Raw genomic sequence first — 21,488 nt, forward strand, 5'->3', positions numbered from 1 at the left:
AATGACGCTGCTCGCAGTCCGGACGGCCATGCAAGGGCAATCGGATCAAAGCAGTCACAGGTTTCATTCTTCAGACAGGCACGAAAGGACGTCTCGCAAGACAACGGCCTGGTTATGGTTCTCGTCCTTTGCGCCGTAGATGAGTGAGATCGAACGGCCACCTGAATCGCTCAAAAGGCGTCGAATCCGTTCCTGCTGCTCCTCAGAAGCAAGCTCGCTTCGGTAGCGCTGCTTGAATGCTTCCCATCGCTTCGGATCGTGGCCGAACCATTTGCGCAATGCTGTACTGGGTGCGAGGTCGAACGCCCATTGATCGAGGGCAAGCACCGCCTTGCTGCGACCTCGAGGCCAAACCCGGTCTACGAGGACACGATAGCCATCCTCCGGTGTCGGATCCTCGTATGCTCGTCTGATGAATATCTGCAATTTCTTGCGACTCGCCCGCGACATATCGTGCTCCCTCCGGGTTATCTTGCCGGCTCCGCTTCGTGCGCCAAGATCGCTTCAACTCTTGCGTGCAACACCGGAAGCAAGTCCCTTTCGAACCACGGATGCCGTTGAAGCCAGGCCTGGTTGCGTGGTGACGGATGAGGCAATGGCATCACGGCCGGCACATATTCTGCCCACGCGCCAACTGTTTCGGTCAGGGACCGCTTGCGGCAGCCACTGAGAAAATGGCGTTGCGCATACTGGCCGACAGCTTTAACTGGACGCTCTCCAGCTTCTCCAGGAGGCTGTCCAGCCAGATCTGCGCACATTCGCGGCGCGGCGGCTTAGCGCCATCGTTGCCCCGCCCAGGATAACAAAACCCCATCGGGATGATTGCAAACCGCGACTCGTCATAAAACGAGGGAACTTGACATCCTCCCCGCCCTAAAGAGGACGGGGAGGATGTCAAAACGTGTAGAATGTGGATAGATATGCGCATATCCATCCACATGGAGGTTCACATGGCACATCCAACTGCCGCCGTCTCACGTAAGGCAACCAATGTCACGCTGCCTGTCGACGTTTATGAGCGAGCGAAGGAACTGGGCATCAACTTCTCACGTGCGTGCGAGCAAGCTTTACGCGACGCAATCAAGGCCGAGGAAGGTCGTCGCTGGGCGCAGGAGAACGCAGAGTTCATTAAAAACACCAACGACTGGGTCGAAAAGAATGGCGTTCCACTCGCTGAATACCGGATGTTTTGATGGCGCGATTTGAAGTTTATGCCAACCCCGGCAAAAGCAAGGCAAATACGCCGTACCTTGTCGACGTGCAGAGCGACTTTCTTGATGGCCTAACTATTCGGGTCGTTGTCCCGCTGATTCGTGCTGACTCTTTCCCTCCCGGCAAACTGCCGGCAGATTTCACGCCGTCCTTCGACATCGCTGGCGTCAAATGCCTGATGCACCCGGCATTCATTGCATCTGTTCCGTTAAACGAGCTTGGTCCCTCGATCTGTTCATTGCAGGAGCATCGGGACAAGATCACGGCAGCGCTTGACCGTCTTTTGGGTGGCTTCTGATCGATCAACCACTGCTGCGGGGAGACCGCACCAAAGCGGGGGCTCTATGCCGCGATATCGTGAGCGTGCTCGTTGACCGCGAGTGCGGGATACCATCGCTCGAAGCACGATCGCAACTGCTCATTCAGGACGGCCGTCCTCACCTGCAGAAGGCCTTGCATGAATCGGTCGCCATGCCATCCGCTGCCGCTTCACAAAACGCTTGCTGACCACGCGGTTCACGGCCGACTCGACGAAGCTCGACGTGATCGGCTCACCATGGCGGTAGCGGTCGCCGTATTTCACGATTAAGGGCTGGTTGTTCTTAAGGTAACCGATGAACTCCTCGAGTCTGGCCAGCAGCCTGGCCTCCTCGAGACTGCCGTCCGTGGCGAGTTCCCAGCCCAGGCGTTCGAGCCGCTGCAGCGCCGGATAGGGCCAGCCGTGCCAGAGGCGCCACTTTGCACGGCGCAGCCCATCGATCAGCACGTCAGCACGTGGCCGTTCGTCGCGGTCCGGCAGCCCCTTGATCATCTGTTCGAGATTCTGTACTCGCATGGCGACGTGAAACCAGTCGAGTACCCTATCGTTAAAGTCGAGTTGTGCACGGCGAACCGTGTCGCCGCCGTCAGACAGGAAAGTTACCGGCTGGTCCGCGCCGACGCCTTCCTGCGCAAGAAACGCCAGCATCCGATCGGCAGCCTCGTGCTCGAGTGTGTGAACGTAAGGGAAGCTGTGTCCGCAACCGTCGTCGCGCAATGATTTTCGGACGAAAACTTAGAACCAGCCGTCTTGCCGGCTGCTGTGTCTGGCCAAGCGATATATCCGCCGTCGATTCCCACGGCGCGCACTGAACTACGTCGCGGAATGGCGCATCCCCTAGCAGGCAGATCGACGTATTGCCGTTGCTCGACGGCGGGCGCTGCGCTCAAGCTTCCAAGGCGATGGCCCAGCGTGGTGACGCGCCTCCGGATCATCGTGGCCGCCAGCGCATCCTCAAGCTGCGTTTTTATGACGGGTATTTAGACGAGTTTGTTGTTTGCCAAATCAACTGAACACAACTCGTCGGCTCGGGCCTGCCGCGGAACATTGAAGTTTTTTTCTTATAAAAAGGATGGGAGGTCCGAAAAGATCAGGCTGGAAAGGCTAGCCTCGAAAGCCAAGTCGAAGTCGGTTACGTTCAAACCGCCGACAAAGGCCAAGGTCCGCTCTCATATGGACTATCGCGTTGATCTGCGGCCTGATCGTCGGATTTGGAACCTATCTCCAGAACCCACACCCCCAAGAGTGGAGCACGCTGATCTTTCGAGTGATCTTCGGCTACGCAATCGGGGCGCTTGGCGCATATCTCATCACGAGCAAGTGGGTCTGGGGTGGCGCAATCGTCTTAGGTATCGGTTATTACGTCAAGATGCATGGCAGCTAAGTCCCCCTGTGTGTCGCTGTACCGAAACAGTGCTTTGCACCCCGTAGCAGCCAACATGATTAGTTTTCCTATACATTTCAGATAAATAGAATTATCAACCGTAAATTCTGGTGGATTATGTACAATGGAGCCCAGCCGAGTCCTAGCCGTTTTTATGTCAAGTCTGAAGCACTCAATCCGCAGCTGGAACCCGACCGTCAATACCGCCTCGACATCATGGACATCTGCGTCAGTTACGAATACAGCCATGCGTCCGATCCGCGGGCGTACATCGCCACCGTGCCCAAACAACTTGTCACCGGCGTCCCGCCGAACATTCCGCGAGCTCTCCTGCCGGAATACATCGCTGCGGTGATCCTTCAGTGATCGCCGGCGATCGGCAAGCTCCGCAACCTCAAGATTCTCTGACCATCGGGCACCGCGGCCGGCACGGTGGCCGCCGGGCTTCTCCGCACCACGTGCCACTCGCTACGTTACCCCAGACCCGGGCGTACTGGTCGTTGCAGCGCCGGCGTGCAGGCTGGCCACAGAGAGACAGCCGCGCATGGTCTCTGACCGACTGCCAGACCTTGTCCCGCCGACGCCGTTCGACCGCAGGTCACGGCATTAAACGCCAGGGAGCCCCCTCTCCGGAATCGCCGGCTCCTGTCAAAGGGGCAAGCCGCTCTTTCTGGAGCGGGATGCGCTGCAGGGGCCTGGGACTGCCAGCTTGACTGATCTTTGGGGAGCTGCCCGCCAGGGTCGTTGACCTTGATCGAATTGTCGCCGTGAAGCCGGTCGCTGAAAATCACGACCTGGGTTCCCCCGTCGTGCGTCTGACTCGGAAAAACAATGCCGGGGTATCCGCTTTCCCGAACCAGATCCCCCAGAACCCAGGTGGGTGGCTCAATGTGCTGGTCAAACTTCCAGTACCGCCAATCCTCGCGCCAGTCGTGCCAGAGTTCGTCCCAGGAACTGCGGTCCAGCTGACGCAGATCCACCAGATCCCGGAGTTCAGCGGAGTACGAGCACATCGTGCATGGCGGCAGGAACGGCGACGTCTGCTGATACTCGCGCAGCGCTTTCAGTTCTTCCAGAGAGAGGTATAGCGCTTCGACGCCTTCGCGGTTAAAACGTCCGCCTTGCAGCGCGGCCCCGGCGCCGCTCGTGGGACGATCGGCCCACCGGGGCGCGTGGGCGCGGTAAAGCATTGTTCCCTTCGGCAGATCGGTCAGAATCATCCAACGAAACCTGCGCTGATGGACTCCAGATAGTCGATCGCATCCTCCGTCCGGCCGTCCTGGACCAACTGGAGGATCGTCTTGTGGCGGAATGCAGGGATCGGACTGTTTTTTATGAAAAACAGCGCGCGTTCGATGTCCGGCTGGACAGCAACAGCCGCTGATACGACGCGCATGAGGTCACGCAAGGCGGCCTGCAACCTCGGTGACTCGGGATGCGTGCGCAGTGTGTTGCGGTGGACACCCGCCATAGTTGCAAGGTCCTGCTGCTGTAAGCCGAGAACGTTGGCGAGATTGACCGCGGAGAGTCGGGATGTTCCCGCTTCCCGTGCAGACTCCAGAACGCCAGAAAAATTTTCAACAGTCATCTCGAACCTCCTTGCTACTCACATGCACATTATATGCACAGTTCGCGCACGGTAGAAATTTCGCGCTATGTGTGAATCGCACCCGCCTTCGGCGTGCCTAGCCCCACCTGCTGGAAAAAAGGACAACTTCAATTATTCAATTCGTTCGCTGCAGGCGGGTAGCTGGATACCCTGCCGTGGGTTTGCACAACATTGTCCCTGGGTTTTCACGCTGTTCACTCAAGGGACGACCTTGATCGGGTCGAACATGAGAACGCATTGAAAATCGCCAGTCAAACGCACGGGATGTGTGTCCTGTCTAACGCCATTCGCAGATCTTCGGCCGTTGGACGTCCAGCGGCTCGATCGACCTATCCGATTCGCAATCCGGCGGCCAGCGAACTCTTCAAGCCCGGCATAAAACTACTACGCGACTTCACGGAAGCGCCGAGCCAGGTGGCGCCGAATTCACCGGCCGCCGTCTGGAGGGCCAGCGCGGCCAGCCCGCCTCCCTGATCCGCCTGCACCCGCGCGGCGCCTTCGGCATTGGCGTGCGGCTCGACCGCACCTCCATCGAGACGGTGCTGGTGAACTTTGCCGGAGAGGTGCTGGCCCGCCGCGCGCACGACGTGGTGCTGCCCCACCCCGCGAGAGTGCTCGAAATCGTCCAGGACGATATTCACGACATCCTTCAGGTCCTCACCCCGCACGAGCGCGAGCGGCTGACGGGCGTCGGCGTTGCGCAGCCATACAACCTCGGAAGCTGGCTGCGCGAACTTGGCCTGCCGGCCGACACGTTCCGCGCCTGGGACGGCGTGGACTTCGCGGGCGAACTCGGGCGGGCCCTGTCCCTGCCGGTATTCAGCGAGAACGACGGCAACGCTGCCGCCATCGCCGAACTGTTCTACGGCCACGGACGTCAATCGGACGATTTCATCTATCTGTTTCTCGGGCCGGCGATAGGCGGCGGCATCGCGGTGGACGGCGATTGTCTGCGCGGCGTGAGCGGCAATGCGGGCGATATCGGCGTCATGCCGGTTCCGCCCAGCCGCCTGCCTTCGGCCCTTCAGCCCAGAGGGCAATGGGACATCCTGCTCTCACGCGCGTCCCTCAACGCGCTGACACGGCATCTGCGTTACAGCGGCGAGTCGATTGAAAAGCGGGCCGATCTCGAAGCCTGCATGACGCGCGGCCTGCCAGCCGTCGACGAATGGATCGACGATTGCATCGACGCGCTCGCCCCCGCCCTGCGCTCGATGCTGTGCGTGCTCGATGTTCCGGTGGTGATCCTCGACGCCGACGTCGACTGCGGTCTGCTCAATACCCTGATGAAGCGCCTGCGCACCGCCATGATCGCGACCGCCCCGGAAGCGCGTGGCACTCCGGAGATGGTGCAAGGCACGTTCGGGCCGGATGCAGGCGCGATCGGCGCGGCAACGCTGCCGATGTTCTTCAACTTTTCGCCGCGCACGGGAATTCTCAAAGGCGCGGGTACTACACCCCAGGAGGTGACCCATGTCCAGTTCTGAATCCCGCCCCGCGCTGCTGGAAATGCGTGGCATCAGCAAAACCTTTCCCGGTGTGCGCGCGCTCGACAACGTGCGCCTCACCGTGTATCCAGGCGAAGTGCATTCGCTGATGGGCGAAAACGGCGCCGGCAAGTCGACCCTGATGAAAATCCTCTCGGGCGCTTATCAGGCGGACGCAGGCGGACAGATTCTCATCGACGGCAAGGTCGAGGTCATTGACGGCCCGCTCGCCGCGCGAGCCCTCGGTGTAGCTGTGATCTACCAGGAATTGAGCCTTGCGCCCAATCTGTCGGTCGCCGAAAACATCCATGCGGGACGCGAACTGCGCAAGGGCGGCCGCTGGGGCGTAATCGACCGCCCGGGAATGGAGCAGGCCTGCGAAGCCGTGCTCAAACGCCTGGGTGCCGCCTTCCGGCCGCACACCCTGGTGGGCGACCTGTCCATCGCCGAGCGGCAACTCGTCGAGATTGCACGGGCCGTGCATACCCGCGCACGTATCCTCGTGATGGACGAGCCCACTACACCGCTGTCGTCGCGCGAAACCGACCGCCTCTTCGATCTGATCCGTCAGTTGCGCACCGAAGGACTCGCGATCATCTATATCAGCCATCGCATGGCGGAGATCTACGAGCTTTCCGATCGCGTTTCCGTGCTGCGCGACGGCAGCTATGTCGGCACGCTGGAGCGCGACCAGCTCTCCGCCGAGAGTCTCGTGAAAATGATGGTCGGTCGCGACATCTCCGGCTTCTACAAGAAGCAGCACGCGCCCTACGATCCGGGCAAAGTCGTGCTGTCGGTACGCAATGTCGCAGACAAAGGACGCGTCCGTGGCTGCAGCCTGGATCTTCACGCGGGCGAAGTCCTCGGCATCGCGGGCCTCGTGGGCGCCGGGCGCACCGAACTGGCCCGCCTCATCTTTGGCGCCGAACCGCGCGTAAGAGGCGAAGTGGCGGTGGACGGCAAGGTTCTCGCGCTGCGCACCCCGCGTGATGCAATCGACGCGGGCCTCGTCTACCTCACCGAAGACCGCAAGGGCCAAGGCCTCTTTCTCGACATGAGCGTGCGCGACAACATCAACGTCGCGGTCTGCAACCGGGACGCGCGGCTCGGAGTACTCGATCTGGCACGCGGTGCTTCCCGCGCGCGCGATGCGATCGCCGCGCTATCCATCCGCGTACCGAACGCCAAGGTCAACGCGGGCGCGCTCTCCGGCGGTAACCAGCAAAAAGTGTTGCTGTCGCGCCTGCTCGAGACCAAGCCACGTGTGCTCATTCTTGACGAGCCGACGCGCGGGGTGGACATCGGCGCGAAGTCCGAGATCTATCGGATCATCAACGACCTCGCGCGCTCGGGCGTGGGCATCATCGTCATATCGAGCGAGTTGCCGGAAATCATCGGTGTGGCCGATCGCGTGCTGGTGATGCGCGAAGGCGAATTTGCAGGCGAACTCGGCGGGCACACCGGCACGCCGATTGTTCAGGAAACCATCATCGAACTGGCCACGGGCTCTCGCCCCGCGCTGGGCGAAGCTGCCTGATTCTTAAAAGAGACAGGATCTCGAGTATTTCGGAGGACGACATGAGCAATACCACCAAGCAGCACGACGCCGACCCGGTCCCAGTCCCGAAGGCGCCCACCCAGGCCCAGCGGCAATCGCGTATCGAACACCGCGAGCGCATGCAGTCGCTGATGCGAACGGCGGGCATGCTGCCCGTGCTCGTGCTGCTGTGCATCGGCTTCGGCCTCGGGACGGACAACTTTTTCAGTCTGCAGAACCTGTCGATCGTCACGCAGCAGGCATCGATCAACATCGTGCTGGCCGCCGGGATGACCTTCGTCATTCTGACAGGCGGGATCGATCTGTCAGTCGGCTCGGTGCTGTCGGCCGCCGCGGTGGCGGCCTTGCTGGCGTCGAACATTCCTGGCTGGGGCTGGCTCGGCATCCCGACCGCGCTCGCCGTCGGGATCGGCTTCGGCCTGATCAACGGCGCGCTGATCGCCCTCCTGAGGCTGCCGCCTTTCATCGTCACACTCGGCGCGCTCACTGCGGTGCGCGGTGTTGCCCGATTGCTCGGCCATGACACGACCGTCTTCAATCCGCAACTGTCGTTCGCTTTCATTGGCAATGGCACAGTCCTCGGTGTGCCCTGGCTCGTGGTGATCGCGATCGCCGTGGTCGCGCTGTCGTGGTTCATCCTTCGTCGCACCGTCCTCGGCCTGCGCATCTACTCGGTCGGCGGCAACCCCGAAGCCGCTCGCCTCTCGGGCATCAAGGTGTGGGGCATCGAGATGTTCGTCTACGCGATGTCGGGCCTGCTTGCCGGCCTAGGCGCCGTGATGTCCGCAGCCCGCCTGTATGCGGCGAACGGTCTGCAGATGGGACAGTCGTACGAACTGGACGCGATCGCCGCGGTGATTCTCGGTGGCACCAGCTTCGTCGGCGGCGTGGGCTCGATCGTCGGCACGCTGGTTGGCGCGCTGATCATCGCAGTCCTGACCAATGGGCTGGTTTTGCTCGGCGTATCCGACGTCTGGCAATACATCATCAAGGGCCTCGTCATCATCGGCGCCGTGGCGCTCGACCGCTTCCGTCAACGCGGATCAGCCCGCACCTGAAATACGCTTCACAAGCTGTTCCCGCCCGCTTCAAAAAACCATGGGTGCAAACCGGTCCCCTTGCGCCCCACTCACCCAATGGACCACCTTGGAGACAGAGAAAATGTTCAAGCAAAAAGTTGCTTTCGCCAGCATCGCCCTCGCAATGGGCCTCAGCTTCACGCTGCCCTCGGCGAGAGCCGCCGACAAGCCGCTCAAGGCGATTGGGATCACCGTCGGGTCCCTCGGCAACCCCTACTTCGTCACGATCGTCAAAGGCGCCGAGGCGAAGGCGAAACAGATCAACCCCGGCGTGAATGTCACCGCGGTGTCGGCGGACTACGATATGAACAAGCAGTTCACGCAGATCGATAACTTCATCGCCGCTCACGTTGACATGATCCTGCTCAACGCAGCAGACCCGAAGGCCATCGAGCCTGCTGTGAAGAAGGCCCAGGCCGCCGGCATCGTGGTCGTGGCAGTCGATGTGGCCGCCGCGGGCGCTGACGCCACGGTGCAGACCAACAACGTCCAGGCCGGAGAAATCTCGTGCGATTACATCGCCAAAAAACTCAACGGCAAGGGCAGCGTCATCATCGAAAACGGGCCGCCCGTCTCGGCGGTGGTCGACCGGGTGAAGGGCTGCAAGTCGGTATTCGCGAAGCATCCGGATCTCAAGGTGCTGTCTGACGATCAGGACGCAAAGGGCTCCCGCGAGGGCGGCATGAACGCCATGCAAGGCTATCTGACTCGGTTCCCGAAAGTCGATGCCGTATTCGCGATCAACGACCCGCAAGCAGTGGGCAGCGATCTGGCGGCCAAGCAACTCAACCGCAAGAACCTCTTCATTACGTCCGTCGACGGCGCACCGGACATCGAAAACGCTCTGAAGACCGACACCCTGGTCCAGGCTTCCGCGAGCCAGGATCCGTGGTCCATGGCGCAAACGGCCGTGACGGTCGGCTACGCCATCATGAACGGCAAGAAGCCTGCCAACTCGATGATCCTGCTGCCGTCGACGCTCGTGACTCGGGACAACGTGGGCAGCTACAAGGGCTGGTCAGCACCCCACTAGGCTCAAACCGCCAATTGCACGCTGGACAATGATGTCAAATCTTCACTCGGTCGCCCGCCTGGCGGGCGCTCGTTGAACATCGCGAGAGCATCGCGCGTATTTCGATAGCCATCGCCGGCATCCCATCTGCGCTTTTCTTCCGCTTGTGCAGCCGTGGTGTGTGCACAGCAAGGAGCCTATGCTCCCACCATCGACGAGGTGATTGCGCTGGCTGATTGGTAGGATTCCTATTCGACATTTTCTTCTGAGACCATGACGACAGCATCGACAAACCAGCCGGACATGCCCGGATTCGCCTTCGTCCTGTTCGGTGGAACAGGGGATCTGGCGATGCGCAAGATCCTTCCCGCGCTATATGCCGCGCACCGCGACGAGATGCTCGCGCCCGACGGCAGGATCGTCTCGGTCGCGGTGACGGCACTGGATCGCAGTGGCTATCTCGCATGGGTCGAGGAGCACGTCAAGCCGCGCATATCGGGAACCGCGATCGACGACGCAGTATGGCGAAGCTTTCTCGACCGAGTCACGTATGTCGCACTCGATGCCGGGCAGCCCGATTCGTACTCAGTGCTGGGCGAAGCGATCGGCGCGGCTCACGGCAGGCGCATTTTCTATCTGGCAACCGGACCGGCGCTATTCGAGCCGATCTGCAGCGCGCTGGGGGCCGCAGGGCTGACCGAAGGTGCGCGTGTCGTGCTGGAGAAGCCGCTTGGTTACGATCTGGAATCGTCCCGTGCCATCAACGATGCGGTCGGCAGGATCTTCAGCGAAGACCAGATCTACCGCATCGACCACTACCTCGGCAAGGAAGCGGTACAGAACCTGTTTGCACTTCGCTTCGGTAACTCGCTGTTCGAGCCGCTGTGGCGTCGTGAATGGGTCGAGAGCATTCAGATCACGGTAGCCGAGGAACTCGGCGTGGAAGGTCGCGGCAACTTTTATGATCAGACCGGCGCATTGCGCGATATGGTGCAGAACCACCTGCTACAACTCATGTCGATCGTTGCGATGGAGCCACCGCAATCGATGGACGCGGATGCGGTGCGCGACGAGAAGCTGCGCGTGCTGCGCGCACTCAAGCCGGTGCTAGGTGAGCAGATCAGGCAAAACGTCGTGCGCGGCCAGTATCATGCCGGCGCCATCAACGGCGTGTCAGTCCCTGCTTACCAATCCGAAGCAGGCGTCAGACCCGAGAGCAGGACCGAGACATTTGTCGCACTGAAAGTAGAGGTCGAAAACTGGCGGTGGGCCGGCGTGCCGTTTTTTCTGCGCACGGGCAAGCGGCTGACGGCCCGTGTCGCTGAGATTGTCGTCAACTTCCGGACCGTGCCGCACTCCGCGCTGGGGCCGACGGCCCTGCGTCCGGGTTCGAACCGGCTGACGATCCGTTTGCAACCGACTGAATCGATCCGGCTCTCCGCGCTCGCGAAGCAGCCGGGTCTAGGGATGACACTGCAGGGCGTCTACCTTGATCTCGCTTTCGATCAGTTCTTTCAGCAGGACAGGATGGAGGCCTACCAGCGCCTGTTGCTCGATGTCATCGCCGGACGGCTCGCGCTCTTCGTGCGGCGCGATGAACAGGAGGCGGCATGGCGGTGGGTCGCACCGATCATCGATGACTGGGCCACTCAGGAGAACCCTCCCAAACCCTATTCGTCGGGTACCTGGGGGCCGGCTGCGAGCAGCGCGCTGCTCGCGCGCCACAACACATGCTGGCTGGAAGAAGAGAACTGAGTGCAGTCCGGACGCGGTCTGGTTGAAGCCGCCCGAACGTGCCCCAGCCACTTGCTTCTCTAACGGCACACGCTATGCGGCGACGTTGCCTTTTGACGACCGCCTGGCGAAGTGCAGCTCTAACTCATTTCCCGTCAAGACAGCGATCATGGATAAATTCTGGCAACTTGAATGGCCACACGGCGCGCTTGATGTGCATGCCAGGGGCGGCATGCTCGGCGGGGTGGCGCTCAAGCGCGGTGACCGGCAGGTCCGGCCGTTTTACGAGCCTCCGTGGATCGGCGACGGAGCGCACCAGCGGCCGGAATTACTCAACCATATGAGAAGCGAATTCCCGTGTGTTCCCTTTGGCGTGCCCTATGCACCGGAGGCCGTCGTGGAAAGCTGGCAGGAGAGCGTCGCCACCCCCGTCCCCGAATCTCACGCCCTGCTGGATTCGAGCGATGATCTGCTGCATGGTTATGGCTGCGTGACCGACTGGACACTCGTGAGGCAGACGGACCTTGAAATTGAGATCGCGCTCGAATATCCGCCCGCCTCACCGATAGCACGTCTTGTCCGCGTGATCCGTGCCGATCCGAATGGTCCCGCGATTGATTTCTCGTTAGCAGTCGAGGCGCGCAAGGAGACACGCCGTCCGGTCGGTTTGCATCCCAATCTGGCGCTTCCATCACTCGCAGGCGCATTTCAGATCCATCCCGGCGCGTTTCGTTTTGGCGTCGTTCACCCGGGCGGGCCCGAACCCGGCGTATCTCGCGCAGAACCGGGGGCATTTTTTGACAGGCTTGATCAGGTGCCGCTGCGTGCCGGTGGCACAGCGGAGTTTGATCGCTTTCCGCTTCCTCACGATACTGAAGAAATCGTCCAGCTCTGTGGGGTAGACGGAGCGGTGATCCTGACGGATGACGAATCTCAGGTTGCTTATCGTCTCTGTTGGGATGCCTCTGTACTCCCGTCGCTTTTGCTGTGGATCAGCAATCGGGGCCGTAGCTACGGTCCCTGGAACAGCCACAATCTCTGCCTGGGCGTCGAGCCCGTGGCAAGTGCGTTTGAACTGGGCTGCCGTGCCGCGCTGGCGGCGAACCCGATCAATGAACGAGGTATTCCGACCGCGATAGCACTCGATCCGGGTCAACCGGTCGAAATCGCTTATCGATTCGAGGTCCTGACTCAATGAATACAACGCGGCCCGTTGCTTTAAACGCTGCGCGCCTTGAACGTTCTGATTCGGCACGACTGCCTTAACTTCTTCTCATCTTCCGGAGTCCTCATGACGATCGACCGCAATTCGCAACTCGCCCTGCACTTCCCCGCGCCTAACGAGATTCCGGCTGAACACCGCCTCAACGCACCCGTTCATCAGCGCGGTTTCCTTATCGACGGCCAGATACCCGTATGGAACGGGCCCTTCAAGACTGTGTTCTCGCCGGTCTGCACACGCGACCCAGCCACCGGTGACGTAAGCCAGATCGAAATCGGCAGCTATCCGCTGATGAGCGAGGTGCAGAGCGACGCCGCACTGGACGCCGCAGTAGCCGCGTACGACAACGGCAGAGGCAAATGGCCAACGATGACGGTCGCCGACCGCATCGCCTGCATGCACAAGTTCGCAAACGGCATGGTTGAGCGCCGGCAGGCGATCGTGAACCTGCTCATGTGGGAGATCGGGAAGAGCCTTGCCGACTCGTTCAAGGAGTTCGACCGGACCGTAGAATACATCCAGGCCACGATCGAGGCCCTGAAGGACATGGACAATGGCCATTCGCGATTCATGGTGGTCGAGGGGACCATCGGCCAGGTCCGCCGCACCCCACTCGGGGTGGTGCTATGCATGGGGCCATACAACTACCCGCTCAACGAGACCTTCTGCACACTCATTCCGGCGCTGCTGATGGGTAACACGGTCGTCCTCAAGCCGCCACAATATGGCACCCTGCTGTTCGAGCCGCTACTCGAGGTGTTTCGCGATGCGTTTCCACCCGGTGTTGTCAACACCATCTACGCACCGGGCGCACTGGTGGTGCCACGCATGCTGGCCTCGGGCAAGGTCAACGTGCTGGCACTGATCGGCTCGAGCCGCGTTGCGGACCATCTGAAAAAGCAGCACCCCAAATCCCACCGCCTGCGCGCAGTGTTGGGCCTGGACGCGAAGAATGCGGCCATTGTGCTGCCCGATGCTGACCTGGACCTCGCAGTCAAGGAATGCCTGCTCGGTGCACTGTCGTTCAACGGACAACGCTGCACGGCCCTCAAGATGCTGATCGTGCACAGGAGTGTCGTCGACACGTTCCTTGAACGCTTCACGGCTGAACTGGCGCGGCTCAAGCTGGGTATGCCGTGGGAGGCCGGCGTGCAGATCACTCCGCTGCCGGGGCCGCATCGCACCGCCTACATGACCGAGGCGATCGAGGACGCGAAGGCCCAAGGTGCGCGCGTCGTCAATGACGGCGGCGGTGACTTCTGCAGCACGCTGTTCTATCCGGCTGTGGTCTACCCGGTGCGCGAGGGAATGAAGCTGTACCGCGAGGAGCAGTTCGGACCGGTGGTCCCGGTGATGGTCTTCGACGCCGTCGAAGAGGCACTCGACTACGTGATCACCTCTGATCACGGCCAACAGGTGAGCATCTTCGGATCCGACGCCGCGCAGATTGGTGCGCTCGTGGATCCGCTGGTCAACCAGGTCTGCCGCGTGAACATCAACTGTCAGTGTCAGCGCGGGCCGGATGTATTCCCGTTCGCAGGGCGCAAGGACTCGGCTGAGGGCACGCTGTCGGTCAGCGACGCGCTGCGCGCGTTCTCGATCCGCTCGATGGTCGCCACCAAACAGACCGCGCCGAACAGGGAACTGCTGAATACCATCGTGCGCGAACACCAATCCAAGTTCATTAACACAGACTTCATCCTGTGAGGGGAGCGGACATGATGCATCGCAAACGTACTGCCAGAATCGTCGCCACGCTGGGGCCGTCGAGTTCCGACCTGACCGCGGTGCGCGGCCTGTTCGATGCCGCGGCCGACGTGTTCCGTCTCAACTTCAGCCACGGCTGTCCTGGCCAAGTTCGAGAAACCCACTGCAATCGAGTCGCTGGACCCGATCATTGATGCGGCCGACGCGATCATGGTCGCGCGTGGCGACCCGGGCGTTGAACTGCCTGCCGAACAGGAGCCGCGAATTCAGAAACACATCGTAAGGCCGCCACATCATCTCTCACCGCTATCGCGGGTCCCCTTGATCTACATGCAAATATCCGGTTAGGACGATCTAAGCCCGGTGCGGCCTTGCCTTGAGGCCCCAAATAAATATTTTTTTAAATCAATGCCTTGCTGACTACCCCCGAGGACGACGCACATTCTGGTACCTCTACGTGCGTTCCGCCAAAACTGGTGGCGCAAGATGATCGATCTTGTGCGCCGCTGACGTCGAATGTTTCCGCGCCGGAAGAAAGCATTCCAGCGGGCGAGCCTCGGCGAATCTACGAGAATGTGCAACAGGCCGACAGCGCAAAAATCCAGGCAATGCCGCGTGAAGGCGTCATTAAATAGGTATCCTATGTAATTTGACATAAGGTTTTTTTATCAACCAGAAAATTCTGGGTGGCCATGTACAATGACCGTACAGCTGGAACCAAGAATTTTATGTCAAGTTTCTTTCACGCTGATTCCGGAGCCCTCAGCCGGCCACCAGACCTTCGAACCGCTCCGACATCATGGACATCCACGTCAGCTACGAATACAGCCATGCGTCTGACCCGCGGGCGTTCATCGGGACCGTGCCTGCACAACTGGTCGCTGATGTTCCGGCGAACATTCCGCGCGCGCTTCTACCAGAATACATCGCCGCGTTGATTCTTCAGCGATCACCAACGATGGGCGAACTCCGGAATCTGAAGATTCTCTGGACGTCCAGGCACCGCTGCAGACCTCGAATTTTCGCGAACGACGGGCGATCGGCCGTCATCGACCCGCTCCGGCCACTGGAACCGGGTCCACTTCAATGACAGCTTCCTGGGTCCGACGGTCGACCGCGTCTTCGGCAGCGGGCAAGTCCCCGGACGGTCGCGAATTGCCACCAGAGGCCGCGCAGCACCTTAACGCGGATGTCCGCTTGCCAGAAAAGCCAAGGGATCTCGTCTGATCTTACCGACGTTTGGTGGACACCTTGAAAGGGGCCTACCATGCAGACTGAACTGCTGGATCTGATCAAAGGACGAAGACCTCGCGGCGGTTAATTGCTGAGGCTGTGTTGGATGCGCCAGACAGGCGCTTGTATGCGGTTGCCTCAGCATGCTGCTGCCGGCGCAACTGGCACCAACAATTGGCGTTGACCGCGGGCAGACGTTTCGAATAAGCCATGAACTCCCATCTTTCGGGTTTGACCGCTTTCGTGTTCGCTGGCGGTGGCAGCCTTGGCGCGATCGAGGTTGGCATGCTGCGCGAACTGCTCGAACGCGGTGAGCATCCGGGCTGCGTGGTGGGCGCCTCCGCAGGCGCGATCAACGCAGCGTATTTCGCCGGACAACCGGACGGCGGGGGCGTAGCAATGCTCGAAGCGCTCTGGTGCAAGATCCGGCGGCAGGACATCATGCCGCTTTCCATGCTCGGGCTGCTCGCGATGATCCTGCGCAGTCGTGCGCACCTCGTTGAGGCGAACGCGTTGCGTCAGCTGCTGGAGACGCATCTGTCGTATGAGCGGATCGAGCAGGCGACCTTGCCGCTTCACATCGCCGCGACCGATATGCTTACCGGCGACGAAATCGTTCTTTCTACCGGTCCTGTGGTGAACGCAGTGTTGGCGAGCGCAGCGATTCCCGGCGTGTTCCCGCCGTGCGTATCGACGGTGTGGATCTCATCGATGGCGGCGTCGCCAACAACACGCCTATCTCGGTGGCGGTTGCGCTCGGTGCGACGCGCATCATCGTGCTACCGGCCGGCTTCGCGTGTGCGTTGCATGCGCCGCCGCGTAGCGCGATCGCGCAGGCCCTGCATGCGCTGACGCTCGTCATCGCACGCCAGCTCGTGCGCGACCTTGAGTTCTATTCGACGCGTGTGCAGATCTATGTCGTTCCGCCGTTGTGTCCACTCGATGTCTCGCCTTACGACTATACGCAGTGCGCGCAACTGATCGACCGGGCTGCGCAGAAGACGCGTGCATGGCTCAGCGATGGTGGCCTCGAGCGCGCTTTGATTCCCGGTGAGCTGCGCGAGCATGCGCACGCCGCGCGATAACGGCGCAAGCAAAAAACTGACGAGCTACTTTGTGCCAAGGGCCAGTGACCCGACGAGCATGACTGGCTGCCATTGGTCCGCTATGTGAATCGAGCCGACATTCGAATGTCCGTCTGAGACCACAGGCGAACGGCTGGAAGTGGCCGAAACCCGGCGGCCCTGTTTGCGCTCTAGAATTGCGGTGGTAGGAATCTATGCGATCAGCAGAAACCATCGAACTACTTCGGCCGCTCGGCCCGAGATCGTGGCAAAGGCCGCATTCAAGCGGCAAGGGCCGGTGGGGCTGGTCTTCGAGCGCAGCCTTGGCTTCACGGTCTTCCCATCGCATCGACTTGCAGCGGACACTCATTGGTGACGAATGGCTGAGGTCCGTCGCTACCTGTTCGGAGCCGGCTGGACGCTTTGTTCTGATGGCGGTTCGACACTGTTTTCCGGGGCCGGCTGGACTTCCTCCTCCGGAAGCGGCTCGATGCTCTGCACCGCGGGTGGCTGAATGCTCTTGACCAAGACGGGCGGCTCAGCGCCTGGCACCGGCGCGCTGTGCAGGTCGGTGCTCAGGCCCGTGCCGACATTCGAGGTCGTGGTGCTTGCACTCTTGAGGACGCCGTGCGTATCGAACAGGAACACCGCCGCCGACGACCGCGTGTCGGCACCGCCAACCAGCGCCCCGATGAACGGAAGAAAGCTCTCAGGATGCGGCTCGACGTCACGAACATCTAGACGAGCAAGGTCGAACCGTCGTCCAGCGCGGTCTGCACCGACGCCGGGCCGAGCGTGGCTGTCACGTCTTGCAGGGTCGTCACGCCACGCCTGAAGCTCGACATCTGTTCAGGCCTCACTTCGACCCCGGCCGACATGCAACCGGCAAGCAGCGCGCCGCACAGCAGCCCAACGGCTCTGGTGCAAATGGCAATGCGAAATCGGTTAAGGTGTGGGACTGAACGAACTGATGGTCGCCGATGAGTAAGCTGAAGAGTCTTGACGAGTTGTTCGATGGGCGACACTTTGATCGCGAGATCATTATTCTGTGCGTGCGCTGGTACCTGCGCTACAAGCTCAGTCTACGGGATCTGGTCGAGATGATGGCTGAACGGGGTTTGTCGCTCGCACACACGACGATCCTGCGCTGGGTGCAGCGCTATGCGCCGGAGTTCGTCAAACGCTGGAACCGTTTTGGCACGCCCACGGGACGGTCGTGGCGTGTCGACGAGACCTACCTGAAGATTCGCGGCAAGTGGGCGTATCTCTACAGGGCGGTTGATCGGGCTGGTCAGACCGTGGACTTCATGCTGCGCGCGAAGCGCGACGTTAAGGCGGCCAAAGCCTTTTTCTGCAAGGCCATCAAACATCAGGGCCAAGCGCCGAAGACCATCACGCTCGATGGTTATGCAGCCTCGCACCGCGCGGCGCGCGAAATGAAGGTCGACGGCCTGCTGCCTGAGGATACGGCGATTCGATGCTCGAAGTATTTGAATAACCTGATCGAACAGGACCATCGTAACGTCAAGTCCAGAACGAACGTCATGCTCGACTTCAAACGTTTCCGGAACGCTGCGAACACGATTTCAGGAATCGAGTTGATGCATCGCATTCGCAAAGGACAATTTGGCCTTCCGAGATTGCGACTCGAAGATACGGCTGCTCCCGCTGTCTGGAATGCTGTCCTCTCCATTCAATAAGATATCCTATCTATAGGGGTAAGGTCGTTCCGACCGGCTATTTGCACCAGAGCCACCTCATCCACATGCGAGTTGCCCACCGCAGCGGGTCAAGACCAGCCAGATACGGAGCAATCGTCTAATTCATAAACGACTTCGCGCCCGCAACGGTGCCCCAGATTTTCACTCGGCAAACAGGTCGGGGCCAAAAACTTCGTAGTTTATCCTCGCCTCCGGAATGTCCAGAGCCCTGAGCGCGTCGTGTTGCGCGCGCATGAACGGGATAGGGCCACAGACATAGTAGTCCGCCTCGGGCAGCAAAATCAGGTCCTTCAGTCCGTCAAGTTCAACGAAGCCTACCCTGTCGTAGTCTTGTCCCAGAACGTCGCCGGGCAGCGGCGCATCATAGAAGACGACAGCTTTGAAATTGGCATACGTGGCTGCCGTCTGACGAAGCCTGTCGCGCATCGCGTGGACCGCGCTGTTCCGCGCGCCATGTACGAAGACGATCTGGCGCTGCGGATCCTGGATCGCCCGTTTGAGCATGCTGACCATCGGCGTCAGACCGACGCCTCCACTGATGAGCACGATCGGAGTTTTCGCATTGACGTCGATGTGGAAACTGCCATACGGCGCAGCCAGCTTCACCTCATCGCCAACGTTCATATGATCGTGCAGAAGTGACGAGACGTAGCCCGGCGGCGTTGCGGCGTCCCCTTCTTCACGCTTGACCGAGATGCGGTAGGTGCGTCCATTCGGCATATCCGACAAGCTGTACTGGCGGATCTGCTGCAATTGCAGTGAGGGCACATTGACGGCGATACTGATGTACTGGCCTGGCTCGAAATTGACGACCGGTTGACCGTCAGACGGTTCCAGTACGAAAGACGTGATGACGCTGCTCTCCGGTCGCTTCTCTTTTACAACGAAGGTTCGCCACCCATTCCAGCCACCAACCTGTGCCGCTGACCTCTCGCGCAGTTCGCTTTCCATCCCCATCAACATATCGGCAAGGTTCCCGTAAGCCTGCGCCCAGGCCGAGACGATTTCGTCCGTTGCTGCTTCGCCCAGCACATCCTTGATTGCACCGAGCAGATGTTCGCCTACGATCGGATAGTGTTCGGCCCGTACATTGAGGCTGACGTGCTTGTTTGCGATGTTCGTAAGCACTGCGGCAAGACTGCCTGGATTCTCAATGTTTTCCGCGTAAGCGTATACCGCTCTCGCGAGCGCCTGCTGTTGCTGGCCTTGTTCCTGATGAGCCATGTTGAAGGTGTTCTTCAGCTCCGGATGTGCATCGAACAATCTCCGGTAGAAGCGCTCGATGATCGGGAGACCATGTTGTGCGAGCACCGGCGCCGTCGCTTTTACAATATCTTTCGTTCTTTGTGTGAGCATGAAACCCTCCTTTCATAACCGCGCGCTCGATCGCGGCACGCGGTCGATTCGAAACCGTCGTGTGGTCTGCAGATAGCGCGACAGACCATCTGGGTCATCCCGACGGCCCCCTCAGACAATACGGCCGTATACCTGATCTATATCCGCTTAATTGAATTTATCCCGGTCTGCTTCCTGACAAGATCGGCTACTAGCCGCCAGCCTCGCGGCGGAGCACTACCAGACAGCGACCGCGAATGCGGAGGAACGTCTCCCACGCGCGGACTTCCGATGATCTGCTGCGATCCATTGTATGTCACAACGTGATCTATAATCGAATACGCTTAAGTATTGGGTCGATTTCGCTGGGATAGCAGCCCATGCAAGGTTCGACGCATCGAACTTCCCAACGTTGCAATCCAGATTGAGCCGATTCGCCGACTCAATCATTGAGCTGGGTCAAGTTGCCGGCGCCGCTTATGGCTTTTCATACCACGATGCGTCGCAGGAATAGTGCAGCATGGACGATTTCAGGCTGGAGTTGCCGGTCACGCCCGAAGGCTCGTTGCGATTCCCCACAGACGCATATTTTGGAGACCATGTTGAGGATCACAAAATCCGTCACGGAACTGCGACCAACAGCCGCCGTAGGTCTTCCTGTTCTGCGCCTGGGTTTCCGGCCGTTCTATCTGGGTGGTGCGCTCTTTGGCGCCATTGCAATAGCGCTTTGGCTGACCGCGCTGCATGGCCACCCAGTTGCAGGCTCTTCTCCTGCCATAAGTGGTGTGCTCTGGCACGCTCACGAAATGATCTTCGGCTTCGTCGCCGCGATCGTAGTAGGGTTTCTGCTCAACGCCGTGCGCGCCTGGACGACGCTCGAAACGCCGCGAGGCGCACCGCTCGCGGGACTATGGCTTCTGTGGGTAGCGGGACGCGTTCTGGTCTGGTCCGGCCCCGAACCCATCGCAGCTATTGTCGATTGCGCCTTCCTTCCGGTTGTCGCCATTGTGCTCCTGCGGGTGCTGATCACGGCACGCAATCGCCACAACATTTTCCTGCCCGTCGCACTCGGAATTTTTGGTTTTCTGAATATCTGTTTTCACTGGTGGGCATGGCACGGGCGCCCCGACCTTTCAATACGGGCGTCTTACGCAGCGATCGGACTCGTAGTGATGTTCGTCACCGTCATCGCGGGCCGCGTGGTGCCTATGTTTACAACGAACACCATTCCCGGGTTCCGGATGACGCGCTGGAAGGTGATTGAGACACTCGCCGTGCCGGTCGTCTTACTGACATTCGTTGCGGATGCGGCCAATGCCAGGCCATTACTGATCGTGGCATGTGCCTGCGCTGCGGCGGCGGTCCATGGAATCAGAGTCGCTGGATGGCATTCGTGGCGAGTGGGGCCCCGGCCAATTCTCTGGATTCTGCATGTCGCCTATGCGTGGATTCCGATCGGTTTCGCGCTCCTTGCCTTGGCGGCCGCCGGTGCCGTCCCCCATTCGCTTGCGATTCACGCACTGACGATCGGAGCGATCGGGTGCGCAATTATCGCGATGATTACCCGTACCGCGCTTGGACACACCGGGCGCCCGCTCGTTGCGGGACGATCCGAGATCGCGAGTTACTGCCTGATGATAGCCGCCGCAATCATGCGAGTTTTCGGGCCTTGGATTGCCAGTGGCGCGACAGCAATCTGGATGGACATAGCAGGCATATGTTGGTCTGCCGCATTGATCGCTTACCTGATCAAATACGCGCCCTACCTGACGACGTCACGTATCGATGGCAAAGCGGGCTGACAGATCCACA

At 60.4% G+C, this 21,488-nt stretch carries 16 protein-coding genes and 6 pseudogenes; 16 read left to right on the forward strand and 6 right to left on the reverse strand.

What is annotated here, in order from left to right; translation table 11 throughout:
* Positions 1-63 precede the first annotated feature (63 nt).
* Both HF916_RS05445 and HF916_RS50460 read right to left on the reverse strand, forming a co-directional pair.
* Positions 64-450: a DUF488 domain-containing protein gene (locus HF916_RS05445; protein WP_168788082.1), complete on the reverse strand. Its 387-nt coding sequence runs from the start codon at positions 448-450 to the stop codon at positions 64-66.
* A 17-nt stretch (positions 451-467) separates the two neighbouring features.
* Positions 468-865 (reverse strand): annotated as a pseudogene (locus HF916_RS50460) (uracil-DNA glycosylase family protein); the annotation flags it as partial.
* 85 nt (positions 866-950) lie between these two features.
* Here HF916_RS50460 and HF916_RS05450 point away from each other — a divergent pair.
* Positions 951-1,193 (forward strand): type II toxin-antitoxin system CcdA family antitoxin, encoded by a 243-nt coding sequence (locus HF916_RS05450; protein WP_168789020.1) that lies wholly within the window; start codon positions 951-953, stop codon positions 1,191-1,193.
* On the forward strand, positions 1,193-1,510 hold the full coding sequence (locus HF916_RS05455; RefSeq protein ID WP_168788083.1) for a CcdB family protein: 318 nt from the start codon (positions 1,193-1,195) through the stop codon (positions 1,508-1,510). Before HF916_RS05450 ends, HF916_RS05455 begins: the two co-directional genes overlap by 1 nt.
* Positions 1,511-1,554: 44 nt before the next feature.
* Here the strand turns inward: HF916_RS05455 and HF916_RS50465 are convergent.
* Positions 1,555-2,490, reverse strand: a pseudogene (locus HF916_RS50465) (ISKra4-like element ISBte1 family transposase); the annotation flags it as partial.
* A 542-nt stretch (positions 2,491-3,032) separates the two neighbouring features.
* On the opposite strand from HF916_RS50465, the gene HF916_RS05470 reads away from it, so the two are divergent.
* Positions 3,033-3,281: a hypothetical protein gene (locus HF916_RS05470; protein WP_168787325.1), complete on the forward strand. Its 249-nt coding sequence runs from the start codon at positions 3,033-3,035 to the stop codon at positions 3,279-3,281.
* A gap of 107 nt (positions 3,282-3,388) precedes the next feature.
* Here HF916_RS05470 and HF916_RS05475 read toward each other — a convergent pair whose 3' ends face one another.
* Both HF916_RS05475 and HF916_RS05480 read right to left on the reverse strand, forming a co-directional pair.
* Entirely contained in the window at positions 3,389-4,135 is a 747-nt protein-coding gene (locus tag HF916_RS05475) for an RES family NAD+ phosphorylase (protein WP_168788086.1), read from the reverse strand.
* Positions 4,132-4,503 (reverse strand): DNA-binding protein, encoded by a 372-nt coding sequence (locus HF916_RS05480; protein WP_168788087.1) that lies wholly within the window; start codon positions 4,501-4,503, stop codon positions 4,132-4,134. The genes HF916_RS05475 and HF916_RS05480 overlap by 4 nt, the downstream gene beginning before the upstream one ends.
* 443 nt (positions 4,504-4,946) lie before the next feature.
* Here HF916_RS05480 and HF916_RS05485 point away from each other — a divergent pair.
* The 12 genes and pseudogenes from HF916_RS05485 to HF916_RS05535 form a co-directional block, all read left to right on the forward strand.
* Positions 4,947-6,011 (forward strand): annotated as a pseudogene (locus tag HF916_RS05485) (ROK family protein); the annotation flags it as partial.
* Positions 5,998-7,548, forward strand: coding sequence for a sugar ABC transporter ATP-binding protein (locus HF916_RS05490; RefSeq protein WP_168788088.1), 1,551 nt, complete (start codon positions 5,998-6,000; stop codon positions 7,546-7,548). The pseudogene HF916_RS05485 and the gene HF916_RS05490, both read left to right, overlap by 14 nt.
* A 41-nt stretch (positions 7,549-7,589) precedes the next feature.
* Positions 7,590-8,627, forward strand: a complete 1,038-nt coding sequence (locus HF916_RS05495) for an ABC transporter permease subunit (protein WP_168788089.1) — start codon at positions 7,590-7,592, stop codon at positions 8,625-8,627.
* A gap of 103 nt (positions 8,628-8,730) precedes the next feature.
* Positions 8,731-9,681 carry an ABC transporter substrate-binding protein gene (locus HF916_RS05500; protein WP_168788090.1) on the forward strand — a complete coding sequence of 317 codons (951 nt, stop codon included), beginning with the start codon at positions 8,731-8,733 and terminating at the stop codon, positions 9,679-9,681.
* Positions 9,682-9,963: 282 nt separating this feature from the next.
* Positions 9,964-11,415, forward strand: a complete 1,452-nt coding sequence (gene zwf, locus HF916_RS05505; RefSeq protein ID WP_168788091.1) for a glucose-6-phosphate dehydrogenase — start codon at positions 9,964-9,966, stop codon at positions 11,413-11,415.
* Positions 11,416-11,563: 148 nt separating this feature from the next.
* Positions 11,564-12,592, forward strand: coding sequence for a hypothetical protein (locus HF916_RS05510; protein WP_240975220.1), 1,029 nt, complete (start codon positions 11,564-11,566; stop codon positions 12,590-12,592).
* 93 nt (positions 12,593-12,685) lie between these two features.
* The gene (locus HF916_RS05515; protein WP_168788092.1) at positions 12,686-14,323 is read left to right on the forward strand and encodes an NADP-dependent glyceraldehyde-3-phosphate dehydrogenase; all 1,638 of its coding nucleotides are present in this window, start codon (positions 12,686-12,688) and stop codon (positions 14,321-14,323) included.
* 14 nt (positions 14,324-14,337) lie between these two features.
* Positions 14,338-14,460, forward strand: a pseudogene (locus HF916_RS50475) (pyruvate kinase); the annotation flags it as partial.
* A 1-nt stretch (position 14,461) separates the two neighbouring features.
* Positions 14,462-14,608: pseudogene (locus tag HF916_RS50480) on the forward strand (pyruvate kinase); the annotation flags it as partial.
* A gap of 514 nt (positions 14,609-15,122) precedes the next feature.
* Positions 15,123-15,413 (forward strand): hypothetical protein, encoded by a 291-nt coding sequence (locus tag HF916_RS51660; protein WP_346777711.1) that lies wholly within the window; start codon positions 15,123-15,125, stop codon positions 15,411-15,413.
* Between the two features lie 353 nt (positions 15,414-15,766).
* Positions 15,767-16,641, forward strand: a pseudogene (locus HF916_RS05525) (patatin-like phospholipase family protein).
* 968 nt (positions 16,642-17,609) lie between these two features.
* Entirely contained in the window at positions 17,610-18,320 is a 711-nt protein-coding gene (locus HF916_RS05535; protein ID WP_431311391.1) for an IS6 family transposase, read from the forward strand.
* 162 nt (positions 18,321-18,482) lie between these two features.
* On the opposite strand, the gene hmpA is transcribed toward HF916_RS05535, so the two are convergent.
* Positions 18,483-19,697, reverse strand: a complete 1,215-nt coding sequence (hmpA, locus tag HF916_RS05540) for an NO-inducible flavohemoprotein (RefSeq protein WP_168788095.1) — start codon at positions 19,695-19,697, stop codon at positions 18,483-18,485.
* A 578-nt stretch (positions 19,698-20,275) separates the two neighbouring features.
* Here hmpA and HF916_RS05545 point away from each other — a divergent pair.
* Positions 20,276-21,478, forward strand: coding sequence for an NnrS family protein (locus tag HF916_RS05545; protein ID WP_168789022.1), 1,203 nt, complete (start codon positions 20,276-20,278; stop codon positions 21,476-21,478).
* The last annotated feature ends 10 nt before the right edge of the window (positions 21,479-21,488 follow it).

Origin of the sequence: Paraburkholderia aromaticivorans, from assembly GCF_012689525.1 — a bacterium.
Lineage (GTDB): Bacteria > Pseudomonadota > Gammaproteobacteria > Burkholderiales > Burkholderiaceae > Paraburkholderia > Paraburkholderia aromaticivorans_A.